The sequence below is a fragment of the Rhizobium sp. 01N424 genome, assembly GCF_056399485.1.
The window spans coordinates 209,131-224,200 of the sequence record NZ_JBFTRK010000008.1 but is presented as its reverse complement, the minus strand read 5'-3'; the positions used below and the strand labels follow the sequence as shown (position 1 = coordinate 224,200).

At 59.6% G+C, this 15,070-nt stretch carries 13 protein-coding genes; 6 read left to right on the top strand and 7 right to left on the bottom strand.

The window, feature by feature from the left end; all coding sequences use genetic code 11:
* Positions 1 to 21: 21 nt before the first annotated feature.
* The gene (moaA, locus tag AC1DNK_RS20525; RefSeq protein WP_477943094.1) at positions 22 to 1,068 is read right to left on the bottom strand and encodes a GTP 3',8-cyclase MoaA; all 1,047 of its coding nucleotides are present in this window, start codon (positions 1,066 to 1,068) and stop codon (positions 22 to 24) included.
* Between the two features lie 134 nt (positions 1,069 to 1,202).
* On the opposite strand from moaA, the gene AC1DNK_RS20520 reads away from it, so the two are divergent.
* Positions 1,203 to 1,577, top strand: a complete 375-nt coding sequence (locus AC1DNK_RS20520) for a gamma-butyrobetaine hydroxylase family protein (protein ID WP_112516058.1) — start codon at positions 1,203 to 1,205, stop codon at positions 1,575 to 1,577.
* Positions 1,578 to 1,602: 25 nt separating this feature from the next.
* Positions 1,603 to 2,793 carry a low temperature requirement protein A gene (locus tag AC1DNK_RS20515; RefSeq protein WP_112539285.1) on the top strand — a complete coding sequence of 397 codons (1,191 nt, stop codon included), beginning with the start codon at positions 1,603 to 1,605 and terminating at the stop codon, positions 2,791 to 2,793.
* A 3-nt stretch (positions 2,794 to 2,796) separates the two neighbouring features.
* Here AC1DNK_RS20515 and AC1DNK_RS20510 read toward each other — a convergent pair whose 3' ends face one another.
* On the bottom strand, positions 2,797 to 3,264 hold the full coding sequence (locus AC1DNK_RS20510) for a MarR family winged helix-turn-helix transcriptional regulator (protein ID WP_477943093.1): 468 nt from the start codon (positions 3,262 to 3,264) through the stop codon (positions 2,797 to 2,799).
* A 45-nt stretch (positions 3,265 to 3,309) separates the two neighbouring features.
* Between AC1DNK_RS20510 and AC1DNK_RS20505 the strand changes: the two genes are divergently transcribed.
* Complete coding sequence (locus tag AC1DNK_RS20505) at positions 3,310 to 4,263, top strand: alpha/beta hydrolase (RefSeq protein ID WP_477943092.1); 954 nt, start codon at positions 3,310 to 3,312, stop codon at positions 4,261 to 4,263.
* Positions 4,264 to 4,312: 49 nt separating this feature from the next.
* A complete protein-coding gene (locus tag AC1DNK_RS20500) occupies positions 4,313 to 4,924 on the top strand; it encodes a pyridoxamine 5'-phosphate oxidase family protein (RefSeq protein ID WP_477943091.1) in 612 nt (203 codons plus the stop codon).
* Positions 4,925 to 4,945: 21 nt separating this feature from the next.
* Here the strand turns inward: AC1DNK_RS20500 and AC1DNK_RS20495 are convergent, their stop codons facing one another.
* The 4 genes from AC1DNK_RS20495 to fumC form a co-directional block, all read right to left on the bottom strand.
* On the bottom strand, positions 4,946 to 6,013 hold the full coding sequence (locus AC1DNK_RS20495) for a GGDEF domain-containing protein (RefSeq protein WP_112387195.1): 1,068 nt from the start codon (positions 6,011 to 6,013) through the stop codon (positions 4,946 to 4,948).
* A gap of 381 nt (positions 6,014 to 6,394) precedes the next feature.
* Positions 6,395 to 8,002 (bottom strand): fumarate hydratase, encoded by a 1,608-nt coding sequence (locus tag AC1DNK_RS20490; RefSeq protein WP_477943090.1) that lies wholly within the window; start codon positions 8,000 to 8,002, stop codon positions 6,395 to 6,397.
* 149 nt (positions 8,003 to 8,151) lie between these two features.
* On the bottom strand, positions 8,152 to 9,249 hold the full coding sequence (locus AC1DNK_RS20485) for a porin (RefSeq protein ID WP_112539281.1): 1,098 nt from the start codon (positions 9,247 to 9,249) through the stop codon (positions 8,152 to 8,154).
* A 493-nt stretch (positions 9,250 to 9,742) separates the two neighbouring features.
* Complete coding sequence (gene fumC / locus AC1DNK_RS20480) at positions 9,743 to 11,134, bottom strand: class II fumarate hydratase (protein WP_477943089.1); 1,392 nt, start codon at positions 11,132 to 11,134, stop codon at positions 9,743 to 9,745.
* A gap of 392 nt (positions 11,135 to 11,526) precedes the next feature.
* Between fumC and AC1DNK_RS20475 the strand changes: the two genes are divergently transcribed.
* Positions 11,527 to 13,401 carry a L,D-transpeptidase family protein gene (locus tag AC1DNK_RS20475; RefSeq protein WP_477943088.1) on the top strand — a complete coding sequence of 625 codons (1,875 nt, stop codon included), beginning with the start codon at positions 11,527 to 11,529 and terminating at the stop codon, positions 13,399 to 13,401.
* Between the two features lie 64 nt (positions 13,402 to 13,465).
* Here AC1DNK_RS20475 and AC1DNK_RS20470 read toward each other — a convergent pair whose 3' ends face one another.
* Entirely contained in the window at positions 13,466 to 14,191 is a 726-nt protein-coding gene (locus AC1DNK_RS20470) for an HAD family hydrolase (RefSeq protein WP_477943087.1), read from the bottom strand.
* Between the two features lie 177 nt (positions 14,192 to 14,368).
* Between AC1DNK_RS20470 and rpiA the strand changes: the two genes are divergently transcribed.
* Positions 14,369 to 15,067 carry a ribose-5-phosphate isomerase RpiA gene (rpiA, locus tag AC1DNK_RS20465; RefSeq protein WP_112387201.1) on the top strand — a complete coding sequence of 233 codons (699 nt, stop codon included), beginning with the start codon at positions 14,369 to 14,371 and terminating at the stop codon, positions 15,065 to 15,067.
* Positions 15,068 to 15,070 lie beyond the last annotated feature (3 nt).

Sequence of the window (15,070 nt, the reverse complement as noted above, 5' to 3'; positions counted from 1 at the left end):
GCTAACGCAAATTCCAGGAAGTCACCCGCCGGTGACGCTCATGTGGCGTGCGACGGCGGGTTTTTTATGGGTGCGATCGATGATGAAATCGTGGCCTTTGGGCTTGCGGGTGATGGCTTCGTCGATCGCCGCGTAGAGCAGGCCGTCATCTTCGGTGGCGCGTAACGCGGAGCGCAGGTCGGCGGCATCGTTTTGCCCGAGGCACATGAAGAGCGTGCCGGTGCAGGTCAGCCGGACGCGGTTGCAGCTCTCGCAGAAATTATGGGTCATCGGCGTGATGAATCCGAGGCGGCCGCCGGTTTCGCCGACGCTCACATAGCGCGCCGGGCCGCCCGTCTGGTAGCCGATATCGGTCAGCGTAAACTGCTTTTCCAGCGAAGCGCGCAGCTCCGAAAGCGGCAAATACTGGTCGGTACGATCCTCATCGATTTCGCCCATCGGCATCGTCTCGATCACCGTCAGGTCCATGCCGCGGCCATGGGCGAAGCGCAGCATGCCGGGGATTTCATGCTCGTTGAAATCCTTCAGCGCGACGGCGTTGAGTTTGATCTTCAGACCGGCCTTCTGCGCCGCATCGATGCCCTGCATGACCTTTTCCAGGTCGCCCCAGCGGGTGATCCTGTGGAACTTGTCCGGGTCGAGCGTATCGAGCGAGACATTGATGCGCCGTACGCCGCAATCATAGAGCTCCTCGGCATGACGGGCGAGCTGGGAGCCGTTGGTGGTCAGCGTCAGCTCCTCAAGGCCGGTGCCGACCTGCTTTCCGAGCGCGCGGATCAAAAACATGATGTTCTTGCGCACCAGCGGCTCGCCGCCCGTCAGGCGGATCTTGCGGACGCCCTTGGCGATGAAGGCGGAACAGAGCCGGTTGAGCTCTTCGAGCGAAAGCAGATCCTTCTTCGGAAGGAAGGTCATGTTCTCGGCCATGCAATAGGTGCAGCGGAAGTCGCAGCGGTCGGTGACGGACACACGCAGATAGCTGACGGCCCGTCCGAACGGGTCGATCATCGGGCTTGCATCCGCAACAAGCGGTGCAGCGCTTCCTATCGTGCCGACATTGCTGTTCACCGATACCTCCGCAATCATGTTAATGTGGTCATATGTGACTGTGCCGTCAAGGTAAACGGTACAGGCACACGGTAGATTGAGCTTGCCAGAAAACGCCTCAATGCCTACTCAACGAATGCGAACGGAGTGCAGCAATGAGCGACATCTGGCCCACCGAACTCAGGGTTTCGAAAGACCGGCAGCGTCTTGCCGTGACGTTCAACGACGGGCAGAGCTTCGATCTCTCGGCCGAAATGCTGCGTGTTCTATCGCCTTCGGCGGAGGTGCAGGGGCATGGTCCGGGGCAAAAGCTCACGGTTCCCGGCAAGCGCAACGTGGCGATCATCGCCATGACGCCGACCGGGAACTACGCCGTGCGCATCGGCTTCGACGACATGCACGACACCGGCATCTTCACCTGGACCTATCTGCGGGAACTCGGCGAACGGGGTGTCGAACTGTTTGCAGATTACGAGAAGGAACTGGCCGAAAAAGGCATGAGCCGGGACGTGGCGGAACAGCCGCGTTGATTGACAATAGCCATAGGGGGCATGGATGGCGGGAACTGCGATGAGAAACTGGCTTCGGGCCAAGGGTAGCCCGGGCGGCAGCAAGGTCACCTTTCTGGAATTGTTCTTCGACCTTGTCTTCGTCTTCTCGATTTCCCAGCTCTCACATGCGCTTGCCGCCCACTACACGCCACTCGGCGCCGCCGAAGCGGCGCTGATGACATTTGCGGTCTGGTGGGTCTGGATCTTCACGGCTTGGGTGACCAACTGGCTAGACCCCGATAAAATGCCGGTGCGGGCGATGCTGATCGTCCTGATGCTGCTTGGCCTCGTTCTCTCCTCGTCGATCCCCGAAGCCTTCGGCGACAAGGGGCTGTTGTTTGCCGGCGCCTATGTGCTGATGCAGGTGGGGCGCTCGCTTTTCACCGTCTATGCGGTGCGGCATTCCAGCCATTCCAACTATCTGAATTTCACGCGTATCAGCATCTGGCTGGCGGTATCGGGTGTGTTCTGGATCGCCGGAGGCCTGCTCGAGCATGAGGCAAGACTGATCGCCTGGGTGATTGCGCTCGCCATCGAATATGCCGGTCCTGCGTCTGGTTTCTTCGTGCCGGGTCTTGGCAAATCGACCACCGCCGACTGGGATGTTTCCGGTGCGCATATGGCTGAGCGCTGCGCTCTTTTCATCATCATCTGCCTCGGCGAGGCCGTTCTCGTCTCGGGCCGCACCTTCTCCGAAATGCCGTTCTCGCCGATGACCGGCCTCGTTCTGGTCACCAGCTTTGCATCAACCGTTGCCATGTGGTGGCTCTATTTCCGCTTCGGCCATGAGCGGGCGGCGCATCGGATCGAACACGAGGAGACGCCAGGAAGTCTGGCACGCCAGGCGTTCACCTATGCGCATATCCCGATTCTGGCAGGCATCATCGTCGATGCCGTGGCTGTGGAATTCATGTTCTCGCATCCGCACGAGGTTGGCGATATCGGCATTGCCGCTGCCGTGCTCGGCGGCGCCGGGCTGTTCCTGGCGGGAAACCTCTGGTTCAAGGGTGCCGTCAGCGGGCGGGCGCCGCTCTCGCATCTGGCAGGCATCATCCTTCTGATCCTGCTCGCGTTTCTGTCGCCAGCCGTCGAGATCTACGTGATGGGGATACTGGCAGCACTGGTGCTCGTCATCGTCGCGGTCTGGGAGTACCGGTCGCTGGGTTCGGCGGCGCCCGCGCCGACGCTGCACTAGCGCTCAGTCGTCGTCCTTCAGGTCCTGCTGCAGCAATGCGATGATGCGTTCCATGGAGCCCGCCATGGCCATGCATTGCTCCAGCGGCTCGTCTGATAGCATGCGGTCAATCAGGTCGGTCTGGATCACCATGGCCTTTTCCGTCAGCGCGCGGCCGTCTTCCGTCAAATAGAGCCGCAGCACCCGCTTGTCGCGCTCGTCGCCGCGCCGCTCGATCAAGCCGCGCTTTTCCATCTGCGGCAGCAGCATGCTCATGTTGGAGCGGCCGACCAGCAGTTTGCGGGCTAGATCCTGCTGCGTCAGGCCCTCGAAGCGGTAGAGATTGATCAGGATATCGAGATGCGGTGTCTTGATATCGAACTCGGCCAGCGAGCGGCCGAGCGATTGCTGCATCAGCTGGCACGCGCGGGCAACGGCGATCCAGCTGCGAAAACGCGGATGATCCCAGGGAAGGGATTGATTTTTGTTCATCGTTGTACTTTATTGTTCAGTGTTGAACATTGTTGGATTCCCACTATGGCAAACTTTGCGCTTGCGGTCACCCGCTTCGGATTTCGCGCGCTGCAGGCTCTTTCGCCCGATCTGGCGGGCGAGGCGGCCTTCCGCCTGTTCTGCCGTACGCCCTCGCTTCGCCCCAAGGGAGCAAAGGCCAAGGCCGCACACGCCGCTGGATCCTTGTGGCTGAAAAATGCGGAGCGCATCGCGATCCGGCTTGCGAACGGCCGCTGCGCGAGAGCCTACAGGATCAATGGCGGCGCGCGCGGGCAGCGCAAGCGCTATCTCGTAACCCACGGCTGGGGCTCGGGCATGGCCTATATGACCGATCTGATCGCAATGCTGGCCAAGGACGGTGCCGAGATCATCGCGCTCGATTTCCCGGGACATGGGATCTCCGGCGGACGCTCGCTGCATATGGGGATGGCGGTGGAGGCGATCGCGGCAGCCCAGGATCGTCTCGGCCGATTCGATGCCGCGATTGGCCATTCCTTCGGCGGTGCAGCTTTGATGGTATCGGCGACCGGCATCCTGCCGCAGATCCACAAACTGGAAGCGGAGAAGATCGTCACTATCGGCTCGCCAAGCGAGATGGCTTGGCTGTTTCATGATTTCGGCCGGATGATCGGCCTTGGCAGGCAGGCGCAGGCGGCCTTGGAGCGCAAGGTTCAGCGCGTAACCGGGCGCAAGCTCGCCGATTTCGATGTCGGCACTTCGGCTGGCCGTCTCGCGGTGCCGGTTCTTGTCGTCCATGCCGAAGACGACAAGGAAGTAAGCGCCCATCATGCGCGGCGCTATGCGGCGTCCGGAGAGAATGTCAGGCTGTTCTGGGCCAACAGCTTCGGCCACCGGCGGATCATCGGCGCCGAACCGGTGCTGCAGGAGATCAAGTCGTTTCTTGATGCCGCTCCCGGCAAGAGCGATGCCGAGATCGTTTCTCTTTTCGAGCTTCCGGTGCGGCGCGCGTCATTGTAGCGTCATCTTAGGCGGCTAATGAAGGCCGTAAACCGGGATGCAGGCGATCATGAAAATCATCAGGACCGTGGAAGAACTCGGCGAGATCTATGCAGGCGGGCTGACGCAGGCTTCGGTTGCCAAGGTCACCAAGGTGCTGACGCCGCTCTACCGGCAGATGATCGAGGCCGCGCCATTCGTGGCGCTGGCGACGGTTGGACCTGAGGGTCTCGACTGCTCGCCGCGCGGCGACATCGGCGGCGTCGTCAGGATCATCGATGAGAAAACCCTCCATCTTCCGGACTGGCGCGGCAACAATCGCGTCGATTCGCTTTCAAATATCGTTCGCGATCCGCGATTGGCGCTGATGTTTCTGGTGCCCGGATCGAACACGACGATGCGGATCAATGGCCGCGGCGTGGTCTCTGATGACGAGAGCCTGCTCAAAAGCTTCGAGATGGACTGCAGGCATCCGCGCACTGTCGTGGTGATTACAGTCGATGAAGTCTACTTCCAGTGCGCCAGGGCGCTGATGCGCTCGCAGATCTGGAACCCGGAAACCTTCGCCGATCCGGCAAACCTGCCGACACCGGGCATGATGTTGAAGGCGGCGGCAGGCGATTTCGACTACGAAACCTATGACCGCGAATGGGCGGGACGCGCCGCGAAGACAATGTGGTAGCGCGTCACCGGATGGTGATGGTCAGGCCTTGTAGATCAGCCAGCTTTTGGTGAAGTCCTTCTGCATACCATCCTCATAGAGGACGCTGCAGTTGCGGCCGGCGTGCTTGGCGCCGTAGAGGGCGATATCGGTCTTGTAATAGAGCTCTCCCGCATCATCGGCATGCGATGCCATGCAGACACCCATGGAAACCGTGACCGGGCCATAGTTGATGCGGGTGCGGGAGTTCTTGAACGGCGTCGCTTCGAGGGTCCGGCGGATCCGCTCGGCCATGCCCATGACCTCTTCCTGCGTATTGCCGTCGATGATCAGGGCAAATTCTTCGCCGCCTGTGCGTGCCACGAAGATATCGCGGCGGACATTGGCGCGGATAACCGAGGCAACTGTGGCAAGGATCTTGTCGCCGACCGGGTGGCCGTAGGTGTCGTTGATCTTCTTGAAGTTGTCGATATCGGCCAGCACAAGAGCGGTCACCGGCTTCAGGGCGACGTTGTCGAAGACGGCGGCGAGCCGGTCGTCGAAGGCGCGGCGGTTGGACAGACGGGTCAGCGAGTCGGTGTTGGCGATGCGCTTATACTCGTCGAGTTCCTTGCGGACCTCATCCATTTCCTGCGAGCGCTGAGCGACATTCTCGACGGTACGTTCGCCGTGGGCCATAGTGTCGCCGGTTGCCTGGGTCAGCAGGGTGATGGCGTTTTCGAGGAGATCGACACTGGTGGTGTTCTTGGTGTTGATACGGCGGTAGGTTTCGCCGAGCAGCTTGTTGTAGCTCTCGAGAGAGGTCTGCTCCTGGCGCAGCACTCTGAGCAGTCCCTCAAGTTCGGCGGCGATGCGGGAATGGACATCGTCGAAGACGCGGGCGGGAGAGTGGGTGAAGTATTGCGAGCCGAGCTCGTCGAGTTCTTCCTGCGTCGCCTGTCCGCCGAGTGCCGCGAGATCGCGCGTCAGGGCCGGATTGGAACCGATATAGGCTTCGTAGAAGAGTTCGTAATTGCGCGGGATTGGCGCGACGCCCATAGAACGCATGGCAAAAGTGATCTGGCCTGCGACATCCGGGATCTGCGCTTTCTGCGCTGCAGCCGTATTCATCCGGCATACTCCTCAAGGAATTAGAAAAGCAATCTTCTATTGGTTAGCTTAAATTCGTTGGGAAACAATTAAGACGATATATACCAACGATTACATGTGATTATTCTGGTTGTATATTCCAGAAATACTATAGCATTGAAAAAAATCAGGAATCTGAGGGATGCTCACACCTGAGGCTGTCTTCCGGCTGTGGCCGGTTGAAAGTTTCCCGGAAAATCTCTGAAAAAATTTGCATAAGCGTGTTCTTATTTCATTGACGGTGCCGGCAAAGGCGTCTCCGTTTTGTGAACGTGGCTTTGCCTTGCCGTCAGAGAGATATCAAGATCATTGCTTCCGAAGCTATTTTAAACGCTCCGGAAGCTAATGCGTGTAGTCCCGGCATCAGCCGAGATTGAGTTCCTGGAAGAAGTCGTTACCCTTATCGTCGATAACGATGAAAGCAGGGAAGTCCTCGACCTCGATCTTCCAGACGGCTTCCATGCCGAGTTCCGGATATTCGAGAACCTCAACCTTCTTGATGCAGTCCTGTGCGAGACGTGCTGCCGGGCCGCCGATGGAGCCGAGATAGAAGCCCTGATGCCTCTTGCAGGCTTCGCGCACGGCACGCGAGCGGTTGCCCTTGGCGAGCATCACCATCGAACCGCCGAAGGACTGGAACTGGTCGACATAGCTGTCCATGCGGCCCGCAGTCGTCGGACCGAAGGAGCCGGAGGCATAGCCTGCCGGGGTCTTGGCCGGACCGGCGTAATAGACGGGGTGGTTCTTCATATAGTCAGGCATGCCTTCGCCATTTTCCAGGCGTTCGCGGATTTTCGCATGCGCAAGGTCGCGGGCAACAATGATGGTGCCAGTCAGCGACAGGCGGGTCTTGACCGGATGCTTGGAAAGCTCGGCGAGAATGCCGGCCATCGGCTGGTTGAGGTCGATGCGGACCATCGATTCCGACAGCTTCGTCTCATCGATCTCCGGCATGTATTTCGAGGGGTCGGTCTCGAGCTGTTCGACGAAGATGCCCTCACGGGTGATCTTGCCCTTGGCCTGACGGTCGGCGGAACAGGAGACGCCGAGGCCGATCGGCAGCGAAGCGCCGTGGYGGGGCAGGCGGATGACGCGCACGTCATGACAGAAATACTTGCCGCCGAACTGGGCGCCGACCCCCATCTGCTGCGTCAGCTTGTGGATTTCCTTTTCCATCTCGATGTCGCGGAAGGCGTGGCCGCTTTCCGAGCCCTCGGTCGGCAGGTCGTCGAGATAGCGCGTCGATGCGAGCTTGACCGTCTTCAGGTTCATCTCGGCGGAAGTGCCGCCGATGACGATCGCCAGATGGTAGGGGGGACAGGCTGCCGTGCCCAGCGTCAGGATCTTCTCCTTGAGGAAGTCGATCATGCGGTCATGCGTCAGCAGGGACGGCGTGCCCTGGTAGAGGAAGGTCTTGTTGGCGGAGCCGCCGCCCTTGGCGACGAACAGGAAGTCGTAGCTGTCGGTGCCTTCTTCATAAATATCGATCTGGGCCGGCAGGTTGTTCTTGGTGTTCTTTTCCTCGAACATCTTGATGGGCGCCAGCTGCGAATAGCGCAGGTTCTTCTTTTCATAGGCGTCAAGCACGCCCCTGGACAGAGCCGCGGTATCGCCGCCTTCAGTCCAGACGCGGCGCCCCTTCTTGCCCATGATGATGGCGGTGCCGGTATCCTGGCACATCGGCAACACGCCGCCGGCGGCGATATTGGCATTCTTCAGCAGATCATAGGCAACGAAACGGTCGTTGTCGGTGGCCTCGGGATCATCGAGGATCGAGGCGAGCTGCTTCAGATGGCCGGGGCGGAGCAGGTGGTTGATGTCGGCAAAGGCGGTCTCGGCCAGCAGCCGGATGCCCTCTGGCTCGACCGCCAGGATCTCCTGACCCTTGAAGCTGTCGACCGAGACGTAGTCGCTGCTGATCTTGCGGTATTGCGTCGTGTCTTTGCCGAGCGGGAAGAGATCGTCAGCCATTGGAAACCTTTCGAATGGGCTAGTTTGGAAGCGATCTAAATCCGGGCGCGGCGAAATGCAATGCGCTGGAGAAGGGTCTTGGTTCCGCCGCGGCAAAAAGCCCGCCCGGCAGAGCCGGACGGGCCTCGATCCGAAGGAGTCAGATCAGATTAGAATGCACGCTGCAGGCGGAAGAAGCCCGTAACGCCGGTGTAGCTTGCGCCAACCGTAGAGGTGTCAGAGTCGTGATCGACGTAGGTGACTGCGAGCTTCGCTGCCAGATTCTGAACGACCTGATAGTCGAGCGTTACGCCTGCGCGCCACTCGCTACCACCGTCAAATTCCTGCTCGCCAGCCAGGCCGGTGACATCGACATTGCCGGTGTACTGGAAGCCAGGGGTGATCGTGAACTTGTCGGTCGCCTTGATGGCGTACTGGGCTGCAACAGTCCATTCGCCCTTGGTGAAGTAGGCGCTAGGACCGTCAGCCCAGATCGCTGCGATGCCGAGCGTGCCGGGGCCGATGTCGGCGCCGATCTTGCCGCGAACAGCGAAGTTGTCAGCATCGACGTCGTAGCCAGCGAGAACTTCGTATGTGAAGCTGCCGGCCTTGCCGCCGATTGCAGCGTCGATACCGAGGTCGTTGCCGCCAGTTTCCCAAGCGAAGCCGTTACCGCCGAGTTCTTCGAGCGCGACGCCAGCGTAGAAGCCGTTGGCTTCGTACTGATAACGGGCCGTGTTGAAGCTCGTGGTGCCGGAGTTGGTGATGTCGAATTCGCCCGAGAAGTCGTTATCCCACCAGTTGACGAACTTACCGACTCGCAGGCCAGCGATGTCAATGTAGGCGGTGTCGAGAACGGTTGCGTTCTGAGCGCCGCTTGGGCTCAGAGCGCCGTCCTTGATTGACGGGCCACGATAGTTGGCCTGGTAAACGATAACGCCGGTGAGCGGGCCGTATTCGGTATCGCTCTTGGCAGTGAACTGAACCTGACCGCGGGTACGGACGTTCCAGTCTTCGCCGCCCTTGCCGGTGGCCGGATTGTCGGTGCCGTCGCCAAACGCGAAGTTGACGTCGAAACGGATGTAGCCGTTGATCTTCAGGCAGGTTTCAGTGCCCGGGATGTAGAAGTAGCCGGTGCCGTAGGCGTCGCAGACGCGAACGTATTCGACGGCTTCCGGTTCTGCAGCGACGATGGCGTCTGCGGCGTGAGCGCCGGAAACTGCTGCGAGAGCTGCAGCGGAGCCAAGGAGAAGGCTCTTGATGTTCATGGATAACCTCCAATTCAAAGTTTCGATTGGGCTGGGATTTTTTGCCAACGGCATTCCCTTTCCCGGCCCTTGTTTTTGAGAAGAAGGTGGCATGCCCCCAACTTCGAGGCGGTGGGTACAGGGCGAACGAAACGTCAAAATTACAAGTTTGTCACAACGGGTGGTAAAGTATCGATGTTGCGTATTTGTCACGCGTATGTATATATAAACGCCAACGTACAGTAATATACTGAACTATAGGTAATATATTACATAATTATAATGAATCCTGATGTTGAGTTTATATTTTATAATATATTGTAATTACATTTCTATATTCGAATCTTAATCTTATTTTCCGAAGTCGCGGCGTTTTTATACGTCCGTCATGGAGCGGCGCTAGAGGTTCGCCCCGGGCAAACCCAAGGCCCGTTTATGCCGGGAAAAACGGCGAAAGGCTCGCGAAGTGACCTCCGCGAGCCTTTCTTGTTCAACGGGCTTTGCTTGCTCGGCCTTACTTCGGTCCGATCATCTGCTCCGGCCGGACGACCGAATCATACTGTTCCGACGTCACCATTCCGCTGGCGAGCGCTTCTTCCTTCAAGGTCGTGCCGTTCTTGTGGGCCGTCTTGGCGATCTTGGCGGCGTTGTCGTAGCCGATCGTCGGGGCAAGGGCGGTGACCAGCATCAGGGAGCGCTCGAGGCCTGCCTTGATGTTGTCTTCGCGGGCTTCGATGCCGACGACGCAATTGTCGGTAAAGGAGATCGCGGCATCGCCGAGCAGCTGAACCGATTGCAGGAAGTTATAGGCCATCATCGGATTGTAGACGTTGAGTTCGAAATGGCCCTGGCTGCCGGCGAAGGTGAGGGCGGCATTGTTGCCGAACACCTGGGCGCAGACCTGGGTCAGCGCTTCGCACTGGGTCGGATTGACCTTGCCGGGCATGATCGACGAGCCGGGTTCGTTTTCCGGCAGCGCCAGTTCGCCGAGACCGGCGCGCGGGCCGGAGCCGAGGAGGCGGATGTCGTTGGCAATCTTGAAGAGGGCTGCAGCTGCGGCATTGATGGCGCCATGGCTGAAGACCATGCTGTCATGCGATGCCAGCGCCTCGAACTTGTTGGGCGCCGTTACGAATGGCATATCGGTGATCTTGGCGATCTCATCGGCAACCGCTTCGGCAAAGCCGACCGGCGCATTCAGGCCGGTGCCGACGGCCGTGCCGCCTTGTGCGAGTTCGCAGAGGCCGGGAAGCGTCATCTCGATCCGCTTGATCGCCGAACCCACCTGTGCAGCATAGCCCGAAAACTCCTGTCCCAGCGTCAGCGGCGTGGCGTCCTGCGTATGCGTACGGCCGATCTTGATGATGTGATTGAACTCGACCACCTTCATGTCGAGCGCGGCGTGCAGGTGCTTGAGGGCGGGCAGCAGGTGATGAGCGAGCTGTTCGGCGCAGGCGATATGCATCGCTGTCGGATAGGTGTCGTTCGACGACTGACTCATATTGACGTGATCGTTCGGATGAACAGGCTTCTTCGAGCCCATAACGCCGCCCAGCATTTCGATGGCGCGGTTGGAGATCACTTCGTTGGCATTCATGTTCGACTGCGTGCCGGAGCCCGTCTGCCAGACAACGAGCGGGAAGTGGTCGTTGAGCTTGCCGTCGATGACCTCCTGCGCCGCCACTGAAATCGCCTTGCCGATCTCAGAGTCGAGCTGGCCGAGTTCGACATTGACGCGCGCGGCCGCCTGCTTGACGATACCGAGTGCGCGGACGATCGACAGCGGCTGCTTTTCCCAGCCGATTTTGAAGTTGCCGAGCGAGCGCTGGGCCTGTGCGCCCCAATAGCGGTCGCTCGCAACTTCTATCGGGCCAAAGGTATCTGTTTCGGTACGGGTCGTGCTCATCGCAGTGCCTTCCTCTGCTGTCGTCAGGATGGCGTCTTATAGGCCCGCAGCGCCGCCAAGAAAACCGTCTCGCGGCTTAAAATATGAGAGTGATTTTCATGTTTTAGGCCCGGTTGGCGTGGTATTTGGGACACGGCCGGAATTTTATGCGGAACAGCTGAAAAACGGGCTTTGGCGGCGGCGCGAAATTGGGTAAAAAATTAACCAATAATTTCATAATTTTGTGTGAACTGTGGAGCGCCGCCGCGAAGGATCACCTCACGCAAAGTTGAGTCGTCCGGCGCTGGCGGCGCAGGCTGGATTCTGCCAATGGAGCAGTGAGCCAGGCGGTAGAAATCTCGAATGGGCTCGGGCCCACGCCAAGACAGCATGACACTGGGACTGGAAAAAGCATGACATCGTTTTTCAAGGGTGCGGTTTCCGCACTGGCACTTTCCTGCGGCTTTGCGGCACTTGCTGCGCCCGCGCATGCCTATACGCTGATGGACATGATCCGCGGTGACCGGCCGCGCACCCAGAGCACCATCATCGATCCTTCCAATCCCGCGCAGATGCCGGCCATGCAGGCCCCCGTCGACGCGCCGCTGCCGAAGGTGACGTCGCCGACCTATTATACGTACAAGCCGGACCCGATGCGTCTGGTGAACACGGCGAAGTTTGCAGACCCGGTCGTAACCGGTGCCGTCGTCGATGCGTCGGCAACGTCGGGCGACCAGTCCGGCGTTCAGCGCCGCTATCTCGCCGATGCCAAGGTTCGCGCCGACGGCAATGTCGCGAAGTCGCTCGAAACCTATTACGGCGACACCAAGAACCCGCTCGTCTGGGTCAGCGGCACGGAAGTGAACGATCGCGCCAAGGCCGCCATGAGCTTCCTGGCAAGCGCCGGTTCCGTCGGTCTCGATCCGGCAGACTACGCCGTCGATCTTCCGGCTGCCGATGCCGCCAATCCTGACTCGACCGTTCGCGATCACGCGCTGACGCAGTTCGAACTTGAGCTGTCGTCGAAGGTTCTGGCCTATGTTCAGGACACGGTGCGCGGCCGTATCGATCCGAACAAGCTGTCGGGTTACCACGATTTCAAGCGCAAGGTCGTCAATCTCGATCCGGTGCTGAAGCTTGCCCGCATGAGCCCGGATGTCGGCTCTTATCTCGCCAGCCGCAGCCCGGATGGGCGTGAATTCGATATCCTGAAGAAGGAGCTTGCCAAGCTGAAGGCCGAAGGCGGCGACCAGGAGCAGATCACCATCTCGCTCAACGGCCTGTTGCGTCCGGGCGACAGCTCGCCGGAGATCGCCAATATCGTCAAGGCTGTCGGCAAACATGGTTCGGAAGCACTGAAGACCCAGCATGCTGCGATGCTCGCTGCCTATACCGGCGGTTCTGACTATTCGCCCGAGGTGGTGTCACTGGTCGAGGACTTCCAGAAGGAGCATGGCCTGAAGCCTGATGGCGTCATCGGTCAGGCGACCGTCCGCGTCATGACCGGCGGCGACAGCAACACGGCGAAGATCAACAAGCTCGTCGTCGCGATGGAGCAGGCCCGCTGGCTGCCGGAAGATCTCGGCTCGCGTTACGTGATGATCAACCAGCCTGCCTTCATGGTCTACTACCACAACGACAACAAGGAACAGTTGTCGATGCGCGTGGTCGTCGGCCAGCCGACGCATCAGACCAATTTCTTCGAAGATGAGATCCAAACCGTCGAGTTCAATCCGTTCTGGGGCGTGCCGCAGTCGATCATCATCAACGAGATGCTGCCGAAGCTGCGCGCCGATCCGAACTATCTCGACCGCATGGGCTATGAGGTGGCCGTCAACGGCCGTGCTGTTCCGTCTTCGAGCGTCGACTGGTACGGTTCGACCGCCAACGTTTCGGTGCGTCAGCCACCGAGCGGTGACAATGCGCTTGGCGAACTGAAAATCCTGTTCCCGAACTCGCATGCGATCTACATGCACGACACGCCGCAGCGCAGCTTCTTCAAGCGTGATATGCGCGCGCTGAGCCATGGCTGTGTGCGCCTTGCCGATCCGCGGGCGATGGCGGCTGCCGTGCTGAACACGACGGTCGACGATGTCGCCAAGCAGATCGCCAGTGGCCAGAACAAGGCTGTTTCAGTGCCGCAGCGGATCCCGATCTATATCGCCTACTTCACGGCCTGGCCGAACAAGGACGGCAATGTTGAATATTTCAACGACGTCTATGATCGCGATACCTACACGATGAAGGCCTTCGACATCACCAGCAAGGCGCGCGGCGCTCAGATTTGAGCGTTTTAATAGTCATGAAAAAGGCGGCTGGTGGCCGCCTTTTTTGTTTGCCATGCTGGCGGGCTCAGGCGGTCTGTACGGCCTTGTTGCCTGCCGCATAATCGCGGATCAGAGCGTTGGCGAAATCGGGCGTCAGTTCATCGAAGTGCTGGATGATGCGGGTGGGTTCCAGGCTCTCAATCGGCACGTCGGAATAGCCGAACGGGACGCCGATAGAGGCGACCGAGGCGTTCTTGGCAACGGCGATATCGTTAAAACTATCGCCGACCATGATGCTCCGCTCAGGCGTGCCGCCGGCCTTTTCGATCGTACTGAGGAGATGGCGGGCATCGGGCTTTCGGACCGGAAAGGTATCGCCGCCGGTGATCACCTCGAAATAGTGGGTCAGCTCAAGCTTTTCGAGCAGCGTGCGCGCCAGCGATTCCAGCTTGTTGGTGCAGACAGCCAGCTTGAAGCCGTTGGCCTTCAGATTGTCCATGGCTGCGACAAGGCCGGGATAGGGCTTCGTGTGGCCGGGCATCGTTTCCGTGTAATGCGCGATGAAGCGCTCGAGCAGCAATGGGGCCTCGCGTTCGGTCAGCGGGTGACCGCGCAGCTTGCAGGCGCGCTCGATCATCACCTTGGCGCCGTGACCGACGAGATGGGTCAGGTTGTCATAGCTGACCGGCTCGAGGCCGATCGAGCCGATCGAGTGATTGAGGCTCTCAATGAGATCGGCATGGGTATCGAGAAGCGTACCATCGAGATCGAATACGACAAGGGCAGGGGTCAAGGTCTGTTGCCTCTTCATGGAAATGGGTCGGTCCGGAGTAGGCGAAGGGCGGTCAAAAAGCAACGCCAAGACTAGGCTCTTTCGGGCTCGCCGCGATGCTTTTGCTTTTCAGTTTGCTTCGGTTATTTTGGCTTTCGTTTGGCATGCGAGCCGTGTTAACAGCACATCCAACGAAACAATCGGAGTAAGCGGCGCATGGATGCCCGCGAGATGAAGATCAAGGCTGCCGCGGTTGCGCTGACCCATGTGGAGAGCGGTATGCGCCTCGGTATCGGCACAGGGAGCACGGCTGAAGAGTTCGTGCGGCTGCTGGCGGAGAAGGTCGCAGGCGGCTTCAAGATCGAGGGCGTTCCGACATCCGAACGCACGGCGCGGCTTTGCGTCGAACTCGGCGTACCCCTGAAATCGCTCGATGAATTGCCGGAACTCGATCTGACCATCGATGGCGCCGACGAGGTGGATGGCGCCCTGCGTCTGATCAAGGGTGGCGGCGGTGCGCTGCTGCGTGAAAAGATCGTCGCCGCCGCATCCGGACGGATGATCGTCATTGCCGACGAAAGCAAGCTGGTGGAGACGCTCGGCCAGTTTCCGCTGCCGATCGAAGTCAATCCGTTCGGTCTGGTTTCGACCCGGATCACGATCGAGAAGGTCGCCGCAAAGCTCGGCCTCAGTGGCAGTCTCGCGATCCGCCGATCGGGTGACGGAGATTTTACCACGGATGGCGGCCACCACATTATCGATGCATCATTTGGCCGCATTCCTGATGCAGAGGCGCTTTCGAGCGAGCTGAATTCAATACCCGGTGTCGTTGAACACGGGCTTTTTCTCAATATGGCGGCACTTGCGATCATTGCTGGTCCATCCGGTGCCCGCACGCTGCAAGCGAACAGATAACAG